The sequence below is a fragment of the Citrobacter sp. MNAZ 1397 genome, from assembly GCF_023613995.1.
Taxonomy (GTDB): domain Bacteria; phylum Pseudomonadota; class Gammaproteobacteria; order Enterobacterales; family Enterobacteriaceae; genus Phytobacter; species Phytobacter ursingii.
This window is the reverse complement of record NZ_JAKIVH010000002.1, coordinates 117336-134432: the sequence shown is the minus strand read 5'-3', so window position 1 is coordinate 134432 and position 17097 is coordinate 117336. Positions and strand designations below refer to the sequence as shown.

Below are 17097 nucleotides of genomic sequence, written 5' to 3'. Positions count from 1 at the left end.
GCAGGGACGTCTTGCGTCACTGCCTTACGTTTCCGGTAAGGCAGCAAAGGCGGGCTTACCGGAAAGAGTATCTCCGTCGTGGGAGAGGTGCGGGATCAGGGTCCATAAAACCTCCGGTAAGGGTGAAAAGGGAACTATCTCAAGCGCCGCTATTATAACTCCGGTGAATTAAACCGAACGTAAACCAGACTTTACCCATTGTCGTTTGGTTGAGTCCTCACCAAACTTTCTTTATTCTGCTATCCGCCTTGAAGAGGAACAGGACAGGACGCATGCAAAACCGGCTGACGATCAAAGATATTGCGCGTTTAAGTGGCGTTGGGAAATCAACGGTGTCTCGCGTGCTGAATAATGAAAGCGGTGTGAGTGAACGTACCCGCGAACGCGTGGAAGCGGTGGTCAATCAACACGGTTTTTCACCTTCCCGTTCCGCACGCGCCATGCGCGGTCAGAGCGATAAAGTGGTGGCCATTATTGTCTCCCGTCTCGACTCCCTTTCGGAAAACCTTGCCGTCCAGACCATGCTCCCGGCTTTCTATGAACAGGGTTATGACCCGATCATGATGGAAAGCCAGTTCTCGCCGGATATGGTCGAAGAGCACCTGCATATGCTACGTCGCCGCAATATTGATGGCGTGGTGCTGTTTGGCTTTACGGGCGTGACAGAGACGCTGTTATCGTCCTGGCGCGCCTCGCTGGTCTTGCTGGCGCGGGACGCCAAAGGGTTCGCCTCTGTCTGCTATGACGACGAAGGGGCCATCAATCTGCTGATGCAAAATCTTTACGATCAGGGTCATCGCCACATCAGTTTTATTGGCGTGCCCCACAGCGACATTACTACTGGCAAGCGTCGCCACGAGGCCTATATGGCGTTTTGCGAACGCCATCAACTCCACCCCCACTTCATTTTGCCGGGTCTCGCGATGAAACACGGCTACGAAAACGTCGCCAGCGTGTTGACGCCTGACACCAGCGCCCTGCTCTGTGCTACGGATACCCTTGCCCTGGGGGCCAGCAAGTATCTACAGGAACAGCGCATTGATAATTTGCAGCTGGCGAGTGTGGGGAATACGCCGCTCATGAAATTTCTCCACCCGGAGATCGTCACCGTTGATCCCGGCTATGCCGAAGCAGGCCGCCAGGCCGCAGCACAGCTGATCGATCAGGTAAATGGTCGCACCGATCCACGCCAAATCGTGATCCCCGCCCACCTCGCCTGAGTTCCCCTCCCGCACGGTTTATTGTGATCTTCGCTTGGTTTCGGGAACGTTCCCATTTTCAGTTACTGAACCACTAGATATGCTTGCGCACATTCATCAGCAGTCATTATTTCTCTCAGTGGGGCATCACGATGAGCAAAGTCAGACAAGAGGATCTCGCCAGGCTTATTGAATTGGTCGGCGGACGTGAAAACATCGCTACGGTGAGTCATTGCATCACCCGCCTGCGTTTTGTCCTGAACGCACCGGACAAAGCTGACCCGAAAACCATCGAAACATTGCCGATGGTCAAAGGCTGCTTTACCAACGCCGGGCAGTTTCAGGTCGTTATTGGTACTGACGTCGGCGACTGGTATCAGGCACTGATCGGTGCCATCGGCCAGGCCTCTGCCGATAAAGAGCAGATCAAGCGCGCGGCGCGCCAGAATATGAAATGGCATGAACAGTTGATCTCGCACTTTGCCGAGATCTTCTTCCCGCTATTGCCGGCGCTGATCAGCGGCGGTTTGATCCTCGGCTTCCGTAATGTTATTGGCGATCTGCCGATGAGCAACGGCCAGACGCTGGCTCAGATGTATCCCGGTCTCAAAACCGTTTACGACTTTCTGTGGCTGATTGGCGAGGCGATCTTCTTCTATCTGCCGGTAGGCATCTGCTGGTCGGCGGTGCGCAAAATGGGCGGCACGCCGATCCTCGGGATCGTGCTGGGCGTGACCCTCGTCTCCCCACAGTTGATGAACGCCTATCTGCTCGGCTCCCAGGTGCCGGAAGTATGGAACTTCGGACTGTTCAGTATCGCCAAAGTGGGCTATCAGGCCCAGGTTATCCCTGCCCTGCTGGCCGGTCTGGCGCTGGGCGTGATTGAAACACGCCTCAAAAAATGGGTGCCGGATTACCTCTATCTGGTGGTTGTCCCGGTCTGTTCTCTGCTGCTCGCCGTGTTCCTCGCTCATGCCTTTATCGGCCCGTTCGGTCGTATGATTGGCGATGGCGTGGCCTTCGCGGTACGCCACCTGATGACCGGCAGCTTTGCGCCCATTGGCGCGGCGTTGTTTGGTTTCCTCTATGCTCCCCTGGTCATCACCGGCGTACACCAGACGACGCTTGCCATCGATATGCAGATGATTCAGAGCATGGGCGGCACCCCTGTGTGGCCGCTGATTGCGCTCTCTAACATTGCTCAGGCATCGGCGGTAACCGGGATCATTATTATCAGCCGTAAACAGAACGAGCGTGAAATCTCCGTCCCGGCGGCCATTGCGGCCTATCTCGGCGTGACCGAACCGGCAATGTACGGCATCAACTTGAAATACCGCTTTCCGATGCTCTGCGCGATGGTAGGCTCCGGCCTTGCCGGGCTGCTATGTGGCCTGAACGGCGTGCTGGCAAACGGCATCGGTGTCGGCGGCCTGCCGGGCATCCTCTCCATTCAGCCCTCTTACTGGCAGGTATTCGCACTGGCGATGGCGGTAGCGATTATTGTGCCGATGGCGCTGACCACGGTGGTTTATCAGCGTAAGTTCCGCCAGGGCACGCTGCAGATTGTGTAACTTTTTTGGGGCGCCATTGCGCCCCTTCGCTTTTACCAGGAAATCACTATGAATACCCTTCCTCACTGGTGGCAAAACGGCGTCATCTACCAGATCTATCCAAAAAGTTTTCAGGACACGACAGGCAGCGGCACGGGCGATTTGCGCGGCGTGATTATGCGCCTCGATTACCTGAAAACCCTCGGCGTAGATGCCATCTGGCTGACACCGTTTTATATCTCACCGCAGGTGGATAACGGCTACGATGTCGCTAATTACACCGCTATCGACCCGCTCTACGGTACGCTGGAAGATTTTGATGAGCTGGTCGCCCAGGCCAAAGCGCGCGGCATTCGCCTGGTGCTGGACATGGTGCTTAACCACACCTCCACGCAGCATGCCTGGTTTCGTGAGTCTCAGGATCCCGCCAGCCCGTACCGCAGTTTTTATATCTGGCGCGATGGCACACCGGATGAACTTCCCAATAACTGGCGCTCGAAGTTTGGCGGCAACGCCTGGCGCTGGCATGCGGCAAGTGAGCAGTACTATCTGCACCTCTTTGCGCCGGAGCAGGCGGATCTGAACTGGGAAAACCCAGCGGTACGCCGCGAGCTGAAAAAGGTTTGTGAATTCTGGGCCGATCGCGGCGTGGACGGTTTACGTCTGGATGTGGTCAATCTGATCTCCAAAGATCAGGATTTCCCGGACGATCATGAGGGTGACGGACGCCGTTTTTATACCGACGGGCCACGTGCCCACGAATTCTTGCAGGAGATGAGTCGGGATGTTTTCCAGCCGCGTAATCTGATGACGGTGGGCGAGATGTCATCGACCTCGCTGGAACATTGTAAGCAATATGCCGCGCTGGACGGGCGCGAACTGTCGATGACGTTCAACTTCCACCATCTGAAAGTGGACTATCCCGGCGGCAAGAAATGGACCCAGGCCAGGCCAGATTTTGTGGCGCTCAAAGCGCTGTTTAATCACTGGCAGCAGGGGATGCACAAGGTAGCGTGGAATGCGTTGTTCTGGTGTAACCATGACCAGCCGCGCATTGTCTCGCGCTTTGGCGATGAAGGCGAGCTACGCGTGCCGTCCGCCAAAATGCTGGCGATGGTGCTGCACGGTATGCAAGGGACGCCCTATATCTATCAGGGCGAAGAGATTGGGATGACCAACCCGCACTTCGCGCAGATCACCGATTATCGGGACGTGGAAAGCCACAATATGTTTGCCGAATTGCGGGCCAGCGGGCGCGATGCCGACGAGCTGCTGGCGATTCTGGCCAGTAAATCCCGCGATAACAGCCGCACGCCGATGCAATGGTCGAGCGAGAAGCATGCCGGGTTCACAACCGGTGAACCCTGGATTGGCCTGTGCGATAACCGCGACGAGATTAACGCGCAGGCGGCGATGAACGATCCGGATTCTGTGTTTTATACCTATCTGCGTCTGATAGCCCTGCGTAAAGAGCAGCCAATTCTGACCTGGGGCGATTATGAGGATTTGCTGCCAGCGCATCCATGGCTGTGGTGTTATCGCCGTCAGTGGCTCGGGCAGACGCTGGTGGTCGCGGCAAACCTGAGCCGCGAGTGCCAGCAGTGGCAACCGAAAGAGATGCCTGGACAGTGGCAGCCGATCATGAGTAATTACGCCGAATTTTCTCCGGCGCCCGGTGAGATGACGCTGCGTCCGTTTGAAGCGGTGTGGTGGCTGCAATCCGAAGACTGACCTGCCCCGGATGGCGGCGCAGGCGCCTTATCCGGGCTACCCGCCCGTCGCCCCGGTTAGCGCAGCGACACCGGGGAATAACCCCCGGATGGCGGCGCAGGCGCCTTATCCGGGCTGCCCGCCCGTAGCCCCGGTTAGCGCAGCGACACCGGGGAACACCCCCCGGAGGCGGCGTAGGCGCCTTATCCGGGCTACCCGCCCGTAGCCCCGGTTAGCGCAGCAACACCGGGGCCCCCCCCCCGGATGGCGGCGCAGGCGCCTTATCCGGGCTACCCGCCCGTAGCCCCGGTTAGCGCAGCGACACCGGGGAATAACCCCCGGATGGCGGCGCAGGCGCCTTGTCCGGGCTACCCGCCCGTAGCCCCGGTTAGCGCAGCGACACCGGGGAGCTGGCATGTCTGCGAGTCATTTTACCTTACTGTTTTTGTTGAATAATTAATCAGATTTTTCTTGGCAGAATTTACAATGCCGCCAGCGCCCGCCATTTGTACTCTCCCTTTTTTACTTTGTTCTGCATCAAAAAAATCGCAAACTTGTTTGATGCAAATCACTATATATAGAACTTAGAATGCACGCCGACCCAACATATTGTATTAATCGTCTATTATTCCAACAAAGCAACGGCACCGACGCTGGCCGGAATTGTGGATAACAAGGGTCAGGATTCGGGGAACTCACTGTCGCAACAACACTTACCTCCAGTGAATAATTCCTCACCTCTGTGGATAACCTGTTTTTAATATGGAGTGATCATGACACCGCATGTGATGAAACGAGACGGTAAGAAAGTACCGTTCAAATCAGAGCGCATCAAAGAAGCCATTCTACGTGCAGCTAAAGCAGCGGGAGTCGATGACGCAGACTATTGCGCCACCGTCGCAGAAATTGTCAGTCAGCAGATGCAAAACCGTTCGCAGGTCGACATCAGCGAGATCCAGACCGCTGTCGAAAACCAGCTGATGTCCGGTTCCCACAAACAACTCGCGCGTGCCTATATTGAATATCGCCATGACCGCGACATCGCGCGTGAAAAACGGGGCCGCCTGAATCAGGAAATTCGCGGCCTGGTGGAACAGACCAATTCCGCACTGCTGAACGAAAACGCAAACAAAGACAGTAAAGTCATTCCGACCCAGCGTGACCTGCTGGCCGGCATCGTTGCCAAACACTATGCCCGTCAGCACCTGCTGCCGCGCGATGTCGTACTGGCGCATGAACGTGGCGAAATCCATTATCACGATCTCGACTATTCACCGTTCTTCCCGATGTTCAACTGCATGCTGATCGACCTGAAAGGCATGCTGACCCACGGCTTTAAAATGGGTAACGCGGAGATTGAACCGCCGAAGTCCATCTCTACCGCCACTGCGGTCACCGCACAGATCATCGCGCAGGTAGCCAGCCATATTTACGGCGGCACGACCATTAACCGTATCGACGAAGTGCTGGCGCCGTTTGTCACTGCAAGCTTTGCCAAACACCGTAAGGTCGCCGACGAATGGCAGATTCCGGATGCCGACGGTTACGCGCACAGCCGCACCGAAAAAGAGTGTTACGACGCCTTCCAGTCACTGGAATACGAAGTCAATACGCTGCATACCGCCAACGGTCAGACCCCGTTCGTCACCTTTGGCTTTGGTCTGGGCACCAGTTGGGAATCGCGCCTGATTCAGCAGTCCATTCTGCGTAACCGTATCGCGGGTCTGGGGAAAAACCGTAAAACCGCCGTGTTCCCGAAACTGGTGTTCGCTATTAAAGACGGCCTGAACCATAAGTTTGATGACCCGAACTACGACATCAAACAGCTGGCGCTGGAGTGCGCGAGCAAACGCATGTACCCGGATATCCTCAATTACGATCAGGTCGTGAAAGTGACCGGCTCGTTTAAGACGCCGATGGGCTGTCGCAGCTTCCTCGGCGTATATGAAGAGAACGGCGAACAGATCCACGACGGGCGCAACAACCTGGGCGTCATTAGTCTGAACCTGCCGCGCATCGCGCTGGAAGCCAGAGGCAACGAAGCCGCGTTCTGGAAACTGCTGGACGAACGTCTGGTGCTGGCACGTAAGGCGCTGATGACCCGAATCGCCCGCCTGGAAGGGGTAAAAGCGCGTGTGGCGCCAATTTTGTACATGGAAGGGGCCTGCGGCGTGCGTCTGAAAGCAGACGACGATGTCTCTGAAATCTTCAAAAATGGCCGTGCGTCTATCTCCCTGGGCTATATCGGCATCCACGAAACCATCAACGCGTTGTTCGGCAATGAGCATATGTTCGACAGTGAAGCGCTGCGCGCCAAAGGCGTGGCGATTGTGGAACGTCTGCGTCAGGCGGTGGATCAGTGGAAAGAAGAGACGGGCTACGGCTTTAGCCTCTACAGCACGCCGAGTGAAAACCTGTGTGACCGTTTCTGTCGGCTGGATACCGCCGAGTTTGGCGTGGTGGATGGCGTTACGGATAAAGGTTATTACACCAACAGCTTCCACCTTGATGTCGAGAAGAAAGTAAACCCGTACGACAAGATTGATTTCGAAGCGCCGTACCCCCCGCTCGCCAGCGGCGGTTTCATTTGCTACGGCGAGTACCCGAATATCCAGCACAACCTGCGTGCGCTGGAAGACGTCTGGGATTACAGCTATCAACATGTGCCGTATTACGGTACCAACACGCCGATTGATGAGTGCTATGAGTGCGGCTTCACCGGCGAGTTTGAGTGTACCAGCAAAGGATTTACCTGCCCGAAATGCGGCAACCACGACGCCGCACGTGTGTCGGTGACCCGCCGCGTATGCGGTTATCTTGGCAGCCCGGATGCCCGTCCGTTTAACGCCGGGAAGCAGGAAGAAGTGAAACGCCGCGTGAAACATCTGGGGAACGGGCAGCTCGGTTAATCCCGGCGGTTTATACACAAAAGCATTCAAGATGCATCAAGGCGGCAAGGGAGAGAATCTCCAGGAGCGTACATAAGTACGTGACTGGGGTGAAAGACCGCAGCCAACGCAGAGGCAGTTTGAAGGATGACGTGTATACCCCCCTCACCCTAACCCTCTCCCTCAAGGGAGAGGGAACCGATCGAGCGCGATATCATGGTGTTGTGTTCCGTCAGAAAATGTCACAGCTACAGCGCCAAATGCGACGAGGAAGCTCCTCTAAGCAGTTGACGTTGTAGCAAGGCGGCAAACGAATGAATCTCCGGGAGCTTACTGAAGTAAGTGACCGGGGTTCATGAGCGCAGCCAACGCCGCTACAGCGCCAAATGCGACGAGGAAAAATGAATTACCACCAGTATTACCCTGTCGATATAGTCAACGGCCCCGGCACCCGCTGCACCCTGTTCGTTTCCGGGTGCGTGCACGAATGCCCGGGCTGCTACAACAAAAGCACCTGGCGGTTAAACTCCGGCAAGCCATTTACCCAGGAGATGGAAGACCAGATCATTCACGATCTCAACGACACCCGGGTGAAACGCCAGGGGATTTCGTTGTCCGGCGGCGATCCGCTCCATCCGCAGAATGTACCGGATATCCTTAAACTGGTGCAGCGCATCCGCGCCGAGTGTCCGGGTAAAGATATTTGGGTTTGGACCGGGTATAAGAAAAACGAACTGAACGACGCGCAAATGGCCGTTGTCGATTTAATTAACGTGTTGATTGACGGAAAGTTCGTGCAGGATTTAAAAGACCCGGCACTTATCTGGCGGGGCAGCAGCAACCAGGTTGTGCATCATCTGCGATAATAAAAAACCCCAGCGCCTGCGCTAAGGTTATCTGTAGCCCCGGTAAGCCTGAGCTCACCGGGGAAATCATTATTTCGCCACGATAAAGCGTTTAGCGTCATCCATATAAGCTTTGTCACCGGCAGGCGCAATAATCGAACCAAAGTTCATGTGCGCACGCAGTTTCCAGCTTGCCGGGATATTCCAGGTACGCTGAACATCCTCATCCACCAGCGGATTGTAGTGCTGGAGGTTGGCACCAATACCTTTCTCAGCCAGGGCCAGCCATACCGCATATTGCGCGATACCGGAGCTATGCTCTGACCAAATCGGGAAATTGTCGGCGTAGGCGGCAAATTGCTCCTGTAGTCCGGTCACGACGTCCTGATCTTCAAAGAACAGCACGGAACCCGCAGCAGCGGCAAAACCATCGAGTTTATCGGAGGTGGCGTGGAAGCTCTCTGCCGGAACAATCTTTCTCAGTTGCTCACGAACCAGTTCCCAGAATTTGTTGTGTTCATTGCCCAGCAGGATCAGCGCGCGAGAACTCTGCGAGTTGAATGCAGATGGCGCTTGCTTGATGGCGTCCTGAATAGTCTGAATAACGTCATCGTCCGGCAACGGCAGGTCTTTACCCAGTGCATAAATCGTTCTGCGTTGTTTTGCTAAAGCAAGGTAGTTCTCTGGCATAACGCCTCCTGAAAGCGTAGTGAATTCCAACGGAGTTGGGGTTTGCGTGACAGGCTGCTCCCGGGAAAGTAGTGCGTTCAAAATTCGCTGAAACGAGTTCATGGTTCGCTGATTCCTGTCTGTCCCTTAAACGAGAGCAAACACCCCACTGGCTGTTCGCCCTGACTGTGAAAAGAGTAATCCTGCCAGCCGGTTAGGGAAAGCAGAACTATTTGGATCTATCATTCAAAAAAAGTGAAAGAACCCTTTGCATGATTATTTTCTAAACATATTCTTTTTACTGCCGATAATGACGTAGTCTCGTTCTTTCCCGCGTAGATTCATCATCCAACGAGGCACAAGGCTCCTTGCATCAGGTCCTGGATTGCATTTTTCGGAGATGACAATGAACGGTATTGATAAAATTACCGCCGTAAGCGCAGGCTCACTCGGTGATCCTCATTTATCAAATAATGAAAGTACGTTTGGTCTGCGAAATAAACCCAAATCAGCAGATATTAATTCTGACACGAATAGCTCTGGCAGCGATGATAGCAGTACCAAACTTTCGCTATCGTCCAAAACCGCGGAGGAAATTAAGAAACAACATCAATTAAAACAGGAAGAAATAAAAAAGACTGACTACACCCTGGAAATGACGGGGATCCCGCTATTTCATGGCCGCCTGGTCTCGGTGGTGAAGTATCCTGACGGGAGTGAAGAGATGGTCGATGCTCTCTCTGGCGTCAGATTAACGGCACAGGACCTGCAGCAACAGTTTAGTCATTCTACAGAAAACGTTCAGGACGCATTAAATATTGAGATGGCCAATATTGCGGGGACACCGGGAGAGACTATTAAATCTCATGCCGGAAGCGCAGAATAAATATAAAAAAATATAATCAATTTTCCTTGCGGAATAGTGAATCATTTACTACGCACACAGGAATATAAGATAAGAAAGCCTTATTCCAGCAAGGAAAATAAGCTCAGGCATTGAAGAGAATATTTGGTTTACTCTTTCGGAATATTAAGCATTAACGTCTGGTCAAATGGGGCGCGTTGTTTCAACGCGCAAACCCATTAAAAACGGCTAACGCATTCCATTGCCACCGCTTTAAATGCCATGAAATCCTTACAGGCACTCAATCGGGATGCAGCGCGCTCACGTAAAAATGTCACAAAAATATCGTATATCGCCATCGCCTCTTCATATTCACTTTTACTTATGGCCAGCAGGAAAATAACGTGAGCGGTCTCCTCTCCCCACTGAATACCGTGTGGCGCCAACACCGTATAGACCACTGTTTTTTGCGCCAGCAGCCCCAACGAGTGCGGCAACGCGATCCCTTCCCCCAGCATGGTGCTGACAATTGCTTCACGTTCCACAACCGAGTCGAGGAAATCAGCATCAACAAACCCTTCCCGCTGAAGCTGGGCACAAAGCGTAGTAAATAACGTTTGTCTGTCTAACGGACGGTCGATAATAGTGAAATGCGAGGCATCGAAATACTTTTCAAGAATCCACGGTCGCGTTCTGTCCACCAGCACCAGTTTGCCAATCTGTTCAAGCTGATAGTCCGTCGGGAACGGCGCAATGGTCACAATCGGCTTATCTTTATCGCTGATTCTTGCCGTGGAGATAACAAAATCTTCGCTAATGGCCTCGCACTGCTCATAGTCGCGCAACGTCACCGTACGGGTGACCTCAATCTGCGGATACTTGCGCTGCAACACCGCTTCAATCATGCGCGCCATCGCGTTGCCCGCATCGCACACCAGCATCACGCGTGGCTGTCGCTGATAGCCAATATTGTAATGTCGCTCCAGGCCAACGCCGATGTGCAGCACCAGGAAACCGACTTCATTTTCGCTGATCACATAGGGTGTGTATTTCCCCCAACTGGAGACTGCTGCCAGCGTCATGTCCCACGCCATCGGGTAGTGCTGTTTGATGTTATCCAGCAACGGATTTGGGATCATGATTTGATAACGCACCCGGGTGATCATGGTCTTGATATGGGTGAGCAGGTCCGCATGTAACTGCGCATCGTTTTGCAGGTTGTAGTTATAGTGGCTGTTGATGTAATTGAGGATGTAATTAACCAGCGCTTCGTCATCGTCCGCACTGATGGCGCTGGGGGTAATGTCCTGCAACTGACGCCCGGCAATATGTACCCGCAACCAGTGTACTTCCGAAGCCGCCAGCGGTTTTTCCGCCATTTGTTGCAGCGCATCGGCAATCTCCCGCGCGGCATCCCGCACGTTCTCGTCACCGTCTTCGGCAGTGAACTCTGAGAGCGGAAATCCTTCGCTGATACGGCGTACCGCTACCGCGCAATACAGGCGAATAAACAATTCGCCCTCATCGGTCAGCCGAATGTGATGGCGGGTAAAAACGTCGTGCAGGATCACCGCCAGTTGCTCCGGTATCCCTTTATTGAGCGCCTCGTCGGTGACAAGCGGGTTGCGGGCGTTCTGCTGCGTCAGCTCCCAGAGCAAATCCGTCAGGCAGGCGCGCAACGCCATTTCGCTACCGAACAACTTCATGCCGTGGCGTGGTCGGGTCTCCAGTGTCAGTCGATAGCGGGAAAACCACTCTCTCACCTCCGCCATGTCATTTTGCAACGTGGCGCGGCTGACAAACCACTCGTCAGCCAGGTCCTCCAGCTTGATGGAAAAGGCCGACGTCAGGAAGCGCAGCAGCAGATAATGTACCCGCTCCGGCCCGCTGCGCGGAATACGCAATGTACGGGGTCGCTCCGCCTGTAACGTCTCATAGCGGGTAGCATCGTCAATTTTTAGCTGATAACCGCTGCCACGGTTGAGAATAAACTGCGCCCCGTGGCTTTCCAGTAAAGCATTCAGTGCAGTGATATCAGCCCGGACGGTACGCGTGGAAACCGACAGCCGCTGCGCCAGTTCATCCTGCGGCAGCGTCTCGTTTTGCAACATCATGAACAGTTGCGCTAAACGTTGGTTGGGGAATCGCACGTCATTGTCCTCTTGCTTCTGAATATGGCGGTCAGGTTGTCCCCTCACCCTAACTCTCTCCCCAGAGGGGCGAGGGGACATAAAACATGCGGGGGTGAGGGTCTCTTAACCCACGCGCGCTTTGGTCATCGCCAGCAACTGGCGCACATCCGCAGGGCGGGTATCGCCGCTTACCTTATCAATAATAGAACTATAAATATGAGGAATGATTTTACTCACCCCCGCGTCCAGTGCGATCTGTAAAATCTCGCCAAAGTTCTCCAGATCGATACCGCCCGTCGGCTCCAGCCAGAAATCATAACGCGCGCACGCCTCAGCTACGGCCTGGTACTCGTCGCGACATTTCAGGCCGCCCATCGGAAAATATTTAATCGAACTGCCGCCCATGTCTTTGAGCAGGGCAATCGCCGTTTCCACCGGCACGATGCCCTCTGCCGCCTGACTGCTGAGCGGCCCGGTAGAGATTTTGACCAGGCCCGGCGTGCCCGTTGGCGACACCAGCCCGTTCACCACGGTTTCATCCTGCCCGAGCAACGCACGGCTGGTCGCCACCCCGGTAAAGACCTGATTAACGTGCTGCGGCTGTACTTCGCGGGAGATGGCGCTCACCATCGCCGACTGATTCGGATCCCCCGCCCCCAGCCCCACGGAGAGCGCATTGTCGATGCGCGCCGCATACTCGCGCATGTCCGCCACCGCGCTTGCCACATCCGGGTAATTTTTGGAGAGCACCCCCACCAGTACATGACCTTCTGCGGCCTCATAAATAGCGCTGGCGTTGGCTTTACTTCCTGCCAGCACATTCAGGCAGACACGGTCGTGATAAAAATCGGGCGTCAGTTTCATGCGCGGTGCTCCTTATTCAATTCTTCGGCGATACGATTTGCCACAATGTCCAGTTGCTCAGCAGTCACGCTGCGTACATCGGCTTCGATAATCCCTTCATTGGCTTTATAACCACGGAAATAAATGGCGTATTCCCCCTGTTTCAGGGCACTGACCAGCTCGCCGGTGGCGATACCGGTGATGGCTTCATCGAACTTGATTTCGCTACGGGCAATGTCGCGACCAGCGCTGTCCCACACTACCCGCGCGCTGACGCCATTGAGGGTGTTCAGCCTGTCGATAAACGGCGTCATTTTGGCAACCATCTCTGCGCCGCTCTCTTTGGTGGCGCTCAGGTAGTGTTCAATGGCGCATGTCAGACCGAGAATGCCCTCTTTACCCACTTTCATGGCGCGCCCGATCCCCGCCGTCTGGCGTTTGACCCACTCCACATACTGCGTTTTGCCGATGACCAGCCCGCTGGTTGGCCCTTCGATCGCCTTCGCGCCGCTATAAATCACCAGATCGGCCCCGGCACGGTAATAACACTGCAAATCTTCTTCCGCCGCCGCATCCACAATCAGCGGCAGGTTGTGCTTACGCGCCACAACCGCCGCCTGCTCGACGCTGAGCATGCTTTTTTGTACACAGTGGTGCGATTTGATATAGAGGACTGCCGCCGTGCGCGGGGAGATGGCCGCCGCCAGTTGATCGGCAGAACACTCGTTGGCATAACCTGCTTCCACCACCTTTCCGCCGCCCAGCGCCACCATGGTGCCCACCGGCGCGCCAAAGTTGACGTTATGGCCGCGTGGCAGAACAATTTCGTTGTTCTCGATCACCGTGCTGTGCAGGTTTTCCAGCAACCAGTCGCTGTCTTTTACCAGCACCGCCGCCACCGACTGGGCGATCCCCGCCGAGGCGCAGGAGACTACCGTCGCCCCTTCCACCTCAAGCAGCTTCGCAATGTAGTCGCCGGTCTTGTTCACCAGATCTTTCATTTCGAAGTAGTGATTCATGCCGCTCAGCACGGCATCCACGACCTCCGGGCGCGGCGTGGAAACGCCCAATGCCGTCATGCGCCCGGAGGCATTAATCACTTGCTTTAGCTGATATTTTTCATAAATCGAAGACATGTTCCGCACTCCCTTGTTCGGTCATATAGCCCTTGCCTGCACGAATGGCGGCAAGCGGCGTGAGTAACTGGTCGGTCTGCAGCGTGTCATTCTCCGCGTCACGAAAAAGCACGGGCTGACGGCGCAGGTCGAAAATGGTCAGGTCGGCGTCATAGCCGACGGCAAGCCGGCCTTTGCGGCGCAAACGCAGGCCGTCGGCGGCATGGTCGGTCACACAGGCAATCACCTGCGGCAGCGACATACCAATAGCCAGGAATTTGGACATCACTTTCGCCAGCGAGAAGACCGGGCCGTTGATCCGATTGCGGCAGTAGATATCCGAACTGATGGTTTGCGGCAGGATGCCAAGAGCAATAGCCTGCTTCGCAACGGCAAAGCTAAAACTGGCGCTACCGTGCCCGATATCCAGACGCACGCCACGCGAAATGGCACGCATAATAGAGGCTCGCAGTTCGCCGGACGGCGTCAGAATGCGGTTAGGCTTGCCGTTATAGCAGTGGGTGATGATGTCGCCAGAGGTCAGCAGGTCGGCAATCTCATCCAGATCCGGTGGGTTGTTGCCGATATGAACCATTAACGGCAGGTCGCCGTTCTCTTGCTGGATCGCTTTGGCGCGCTCCAGTGGCTTAATGCCATTCTCGCCGACCACGCTGCTGCTCATACGCGCTTTCAGGCCGACGATAAAATCCGGATGGCGTTTCACCGCCTCGCGCGCAGCATCGGCGTCAATATTCGCCATGTTCGCCAGTTCGTTTTGCGCGATCAGCCCAACGCGCGAGATATTGAGCAGCGCATAGACCTCGGTCACGGCCTTGCGGGTAAGGGCATAAAAGTCATCAATGTCGTCTGCACCCGTACTCCCTGCATCGATTACCGTGGTCACCCCCGTCGCGATACCGACACTGTCAGGCTGGTCATTGTAAAGCGGTGATTTGGAGTAACAATGGACGTGAGAATCAATCCAGCCCGCACTCACGTAATGCTCACCGCCTAAATCGACGGTTTTGGCCGCCGGGCCGCTAATGTCGCCCAGCGCCGCGATTTTACCGTTTTCGATGGCGATATCCGTCACCGTGTCATCCACCAGACGCGCCCGGCGCAGGAGTAAATCAAACATGCAAATCTCCAGTGATAGCGGGCGCTTACGCGCCCGGTCAGATCAAAGTGCAATCGGGAAGAGGGAGCCCAGCAGCATCGCCCCGAGGATGGCACCCCCGGTAATCGGTTTTTGCCAGAGATAGAACAGCAACGCGCCAATCAACGAGCCGATGCCGATAGGAATCGACGCGGTCATCGCGCTGAGGATAATCAACGGCCCCAGGAAACGGCCGGAAGCATTGCCCGCCCCCATCATGACATCCGCCCCGTAGGTGGAGTCGCTCTGGTTAATGGTGAACTTACGCGCCAGGATAATGATGTAACCAATCGCCAGGCCAATCACCAGGCCGGTCGCCAGCGAAGCGATAAAGTTGGTCACCGGGAACATAATCCCCGCCCCCAGCAACAGCGCCGGAACGCCAAGACCCACGCCGGTTTGAATCGCCCCGCCGATGTCCAGAATGCCCACCAGCGAACCTTCGATAATACGGGCGAACAGGAAGCTCGCGCCAAAGGCGGCCACCGCGCCGTATGCACCGGTATCAATACCCGATTTCAGCATCGCCACGAACGCCACTTCGTTAAAGGCACCTATGCCGTAGAGGTAGTACATATGTGTCCCGGCGAACACGCCGGAAGAGAGCAGACCGACAAAAATCGGGAATGACCAGTCTGCGTACCAAAAACCTTTATTCTGTTCCATCATCGTTCCTTACTTGCCGCTGAGCGAGTTATGGATGAGCTCCAGCCAGTTCGGCGCGCTCAGGTGGAAGGACTGGATCATTTTCAGATCGAAGCCACGGAAGAAGGCGCTCAGGACAAACAGGGCCACAATGGCGCTCATCATCACTTTGGTGACACGATGCCAGCCGCTCTCTTCCACACCCTTACCAATCAGAATGCCCAGTACCAGGCCTGGCACGGCATTACCCATGATGAGCTGTGCCGCCCCGCCAAAGACGGTGGCCCAGAAGCCGGATTTTTTACCCGCGTCGATCGCCGCCAGCCAGAAAATTACTGGCATGACCGTGTTGACCAGCAGGTTCGCCGCAGGCACCAGAACTTTCACCGCCGTCACCTGCAGTGCCGCCGGAACGGAGGAGGCCGTCAGGTTAAGGAAGGTCACCACGATCATGCCGATCAAGCCACAGGCGATGGCCATCTTTTTCGGATCGTGGAGGGTTTCGCCGACGTTGCGGTTTTTCACCATCAATGCCGCCGCGCCCCAGTTCGGGATAATGCGATGATCAACATCCTGGGTGAAGGAACCCGCCGCAACGGACGAGGCCCAGGCATTGAAGAAGAAGCCTAAACCAAAGGAAAAGTGAGAGGCTGGATCCCCTTCGCAGGAGTTCAGCTCACCGAGTGTACGAAATGCGCCCATCCCTTGCGTGGTCGGCGCATGAAACATGCGTGCAGCCCCAGCGCCTACCCCGACGCCCACAAGGCCGCCGATGATGAGCGATTTTATTAGTATGATTAAGAACATCAGTCTGCCCTTTTAGTCAGAATCAGCGTTGCGTGACGAAATCCACTTTGTCGAGATTGATGGCGGTCACGTTGACGGTGACATCCAGCTCCACGCTGTACGTCCGTCTTTCGCGGCGCAGAAAGAAGAATAAAAAAGCTTCTTTCCGCGTCGTTTCATGCGCATGAACAACCTGCACATCCTGTGGCTCTATGCGCAGTAAAATGTGCGGCGACGCTTTCATCACCGCGGCCTGAACATGGTTCAGCGCATCGGAAAACGCGCGTGCTTTCGCCTCGCCTTTCCCTTTAACCCTGACCGTGGTGGTGAACTGTTCTTTCATGGTTACGCGCCGTATTTCTTCTGCCACGCCTGCACCAGGCGCTCGCCTAACTCTTCTTTATCCATAAAGCCGAAACCCAGCACATTGCAGCCTTCGTTGATGGCGGTCACGCCCTCTTCAACTGAGCGCATGCCGTATTTGGCTTTATAGCCGTGTTTGTTTTGCGCGGTGATAGCGCCCGCGCCGCCGCTGCCGCAAAACGAGATGCCGAAGGTCGCGTTTTCCGCTTTCATCACATCGCCCAGCTTCATATCTGCCGCCACGCCCGGTACCACCACGGCGCGACCACCGGCTTTCTCAACACCTGCCGCCACTTTCTGGCCTTTCCCCAGGCGGTCGCCAATCACTACGGTAATTTGTTCCATTGTTCGC

At 55.4% G+C, this 17097-nt stretch carries 17 protein-coding genes; 7 read left to right on the top strand and 10 right to left on the bottom strand.

Annotated features, from left to right (window positions below; all coding sequences use genetic code 11):
* Nucleotides 1-55 precede the first annotated feature (55 nt).
* Nucleotides 56-106, bottom strand: coding sequence for a mgtA regulatory leader peptide MgtL (gene mgtL / locus L2097_RS25790; protein ID WP_222708289.1), 51 nt, complete (start codon nucleotides 104-106; stop codon nucleotides 56-58).
* Between the two features lie 166 nt (nucleotides 107-272).
* Here mgtL and treR point away from each other — a divergent pair, with 166 nt between their 5' ends.
* From treR to nrdG, 6 genes are all read left to right on the top strand, one after another.
* Nucleotides 273-1220: a trehalose operon repressor TreR gene (gene treR, locus L2097_RS15360; RefSeq protein WP_047372023.1), complete on the top strand. Its 948-nt coding sequence runs from the start codon at nucleotides 273-275 to the stop codon at nucleotides 1218-1220.
* 131 nt (nucleotides 1221-1351) lie between these two features.
* A complete protein-coding gene (gene treB / locus L2097_RS15355) occupies nucleotides 1352-2770 on the top strand; it encodes a PTS trehalose transporter subunit IIBC (RefSeq protein WP_047372024.1) in 1419 nt (472 codons plus the stop codon).
* A 48-nt stretch (nucleotides 2771-2818) separates the two neighbouring features.
* Nucleotides 2819-4480, top strand: coding sequence for an alpha,alpha-phosphotrehalase (treC, locus tag L2097_RS15350; protein ID WP_250353218.1), 1662 nt, complete (start codon nucleotides 2819-2821; stop codon nucleotides 4478-4480).
* A gap of 243 nt (nucleotides 4481-4723) precedes the next feature.
* On the top strand, nucleotides 4724-4915 hold the full coding sequence (locus L2097_RS15345; RefSeq protein ID WP_250353217.1) for a hypothetical protein: 192 nt from the start codon (nucleotides 4724-4726) through the stop codon (nucleotides 4913-4915).
* A 317-nt stretch (nucleotides 4916-5232) separates the two neighbouring features.
* Nucleotides 5233-7368, top strand: a complete 2136-nt coding sequence (nrdD, locus tag L2097_RS15340) for an anaerobic ribonucleoside-triphosphate reductase (RefSeq protein WP_047372027.1) — start codon at nucleotides 5233-5235, stop codon at nucleotides 7366-7368.
* A gap of 380 nt (nucleotides 7369-7748) precedes the next feature.
* Nucleotides 7749-8213, top strand: coding sequence for an anaerobic ribonucleoside-triphosphate reductase-activating protein (nrdG, locus tag L2097_RS15335; RefSeq protein ID WP_047372028.1), 465 nt, complete (start codon nucleotides 7749-7751; stop codon nucleotides 8211-8213).
* Between the two features lie 69 nt (nucleotides 8214-8282).
* On the opposite strand, the gene L2097_RS15330 is transcribed toward nrdG, so the two are convergent.
* On the bottom strand, nucleotides 8283-8882 hold the full coding sequence (locus L2097_RS15330; RefSeq protein ID WP_047372030.1) for a nitroreductase family protein: 600 nt from the start codon (nucleotides 8880-8882) through the stop codon (nucleotides 8283-8285).
* A 385-nt stretch (nucleotides 8883-9267) separates the two neighbouring features.
* Here L2097_RS15330 and L2097_RS15325 point away from each other — a divergent pair, with 385 nt between their 5' ends.
* Complete coding sequence (locus tag L2097_RS15325; protein ID WP_052958910.1) at nucleotides 9268-9747, top strand: hypothetical protein; 480 nt, start codon at nucleotides 9268-9270, stop codon at nucleotides 9745-9747.
* Nucleotides 9748-9944: 197 nt separating this feature from the next.
* Here L2097_RS15325 and L2097_RS15320 read toward each other — a convergent pair whose 3' ends face one another.
* The 8 genes from L2097_RS15320 to L2097_RS15285 form a co-directional block, all read right to left on the bottom strand.
* A complete protein-coding gene (locus L2097_RS15320; RefSeq protein WP_047372031.1) occupies nucleotides 9945-11855 on the bottom strand; it encodes a BglG family transcription antiterminator in 1911 nt (636 codons plus the stop codon).
* A gap of 105 nt (nucleotides 11856-11960) precedes the next feature.
* Nucleotides 11961-12701 carry a 2-dehydro-3-deoxy-phosphogluconate aldolase gene (dagF, locus tag L2097_RS15315; RefSeq protein ID WP_250353216.1) on the bottom strand — a complete coding sequence of 247 codons (741 nt, stop codon included), beginning with the start codon at nucleotides 12699-12701 and terminating at the stop codon, nucleotides 11961-11963.
* Nucleotides 12698-13816, bottom strand: a complete 1119-nt coding sequence (locus tag L2097_RS15310) for a DgaE family pyridoxal phosphate-dependent ammonia lyase (protein ID WP_250353215.1) — start codon at nucleotides 13814-13816, stop codon at nucleotides 12698-12700. The genes dagF and L2097_RS15310 overlap by 4 nt, the downstream gene beginning before the upstream one ends.
* Nucleotides 13800-14933: an amidohydrolase/deacetylase family metallohydrolase gene (locus L2097_RS15305; RefSeq protein WP_250353214.1), complete on the bottom strand. Its 1134-nt coding sequence runs from the start codon at nucleotides 14931-14933 to the stop codon at nucleotides 13800-13802. Before L2097_RS15305 ends, L2097_RS15310 begins: the two co-directional genes overlap by 17 nt.
* A gap of 42 nt (nucleotides 14934-14975) precedes the next feature.
* On the bottom strand, nucleotides 14976-15617 hold the full coding sequence (locus L2097_RS15300) for a DUF4310 family protein (protein ID WP_047372035.1): 642 nt from the start codon (nucleotides 15615-15617) through the stop codon (nucleotides 14976-14978).
* A 9-nt stretch (nucleotides 15618-15626) separates the two neighbouring features.
* Complete coding sequence (locus tag L2097_RS15295; protein ID WP_039077745.1) at nucleotides 15627-16403, bottom strand: DUF4311 domain-containing protein; 777 nt, start codon at nucleotides 16401-16403, stop codon at nucleotides 15627-15629.
* Between the two features lie 22 nt (nucleotides 16404-16425).
* Nucleotides 16426-16725: a DUF4312 family protein gene (locus L2097_RS15290; RefSeq protein ID WP_039077746.1), complete on the bottom strand. Its 300-nt coding sequence runs from the start codon at nucleotides 16723-16725 to the stop codon at nucleotides 16426-16428.
* A gap of 2 nt (nucleotides 16726-16727) precedes the next feature.
* A complete protein-coding gene (locus L2097_RS15285; protein WP_020456288.1) occupies nucleotides 16728-17090 on the bottom strand; it encodes an SFCGS family glycine-rich protein in 363 nt (120 codons plus the stop codon).
* Between the last annotated feature and the right edge of the window lie 7 nt (nucleotides 17091-17097).

Excerpts from the sequence above, each read along its gene's own strand:
- L2097_RS15295 (WP_039077745.1), bottom strand. The coding sequence starts at position 16,403 with ATGTTCTTAATCATACTAATAAAATCGCTCATCATCGGCGGCCTTGTG.
- dagF (WP_250353216.1), bottom strand. The coding sequence starts at position 12,701 with ATGAAACTGACGCCCGATTTTTATCACGACCGTGTCTGCCTGAATGTG.
- L2097_RS15345 (WP_250353217.1), top strand. The coding sequence starts at position 4,724 with ATGGCGGCGCAGGCGCCTTATCCGGGCTACCCGCCCGTAGCCCCGGTT.
- treC (WP_250353218.1), top strand. The coding sequence starts at position 2,819 with ATGAATACCCTTCCTCACTGGTGGCAAAACGGCGTCATCTACCAGATC.
- L2097_RS15305 (WP_250353214.1), bottom strand. The coding sequence starts at position 14,933 with ATGTTTGATTTACTCCTGCGCCGGGCGCGTCTGGTGGATGACACGGTG.
- L2097_RS15300 (WP_047372035.1), bottom strand. The coding sequence starts at position 15,617 with ATGGAACAGAATAAAGGTTTTTGGTACGCAGACTGGTCATTCCCGATT.
- L2097_RS15325 (WP_052958910.1), top strand. The coding sequence starts at position 9,268 with ATGAACGGTATTGATAAAATTACCGCCGTAAGCGCAGGCTCACTCGGT.
- L2097_RS15330 (WP_047372030.1), bottom strand. The coding sequence starts at position 8,882 with ATGCCAGAGAACTACCTTGCTTTAGCAAAACAACGCAGAACGATTTAT.
- L2097_RS15285 (WP_020456288.1), bottom strand. The coding sequence starts at position 17,090 with ATGGAACAAATTACCGTAGTGATTGGCGACCGCCTGGGGAAAGGCCAG.
- treB (WP_047372024.1), top strand. The coding sequence starts at position 1,352 with ATGAGCAAAGTCAGACAAGAGGATCTCGCCAGGCTTATTGAATTGGTC.
- nrdD (WP_047372027.1), top strand. The coding sequence starts at position 5,233 with ATGACACCGCATGTGATGAAACGAGACGGTAAGAAAGTACCGTTCAAA.
- nrdG (WP_047372028.1), top strand. The coding sequence starts at position 7,749 with ATGAATTACCACCAGTATTACCCTGTCGATATAGTCAACGGCCCCGGC.
- treR (WP_047372023.1), top strand. The coding sequence starts at position 273 with ATGCAAAACCGGCTGACGATCAAAGATATTGCGCGTTTAAGTGGCGTT.
- L2097_RS15290 (WP_039077746.1), bottom strand. The coding sequence starts at position 16,725 with ATGAAAGAACAGTTCACCACCACGGTCAGGGTTAAAGGGAAAGGCGAG.
- L2097_RS15310 (WP_250353215.1), bottom strand. The coding sequence starts at position 13,816 with ATGTCTTCGATTTATGAAAAATATCAGCTAAAGCAAGTGATTAATGCC.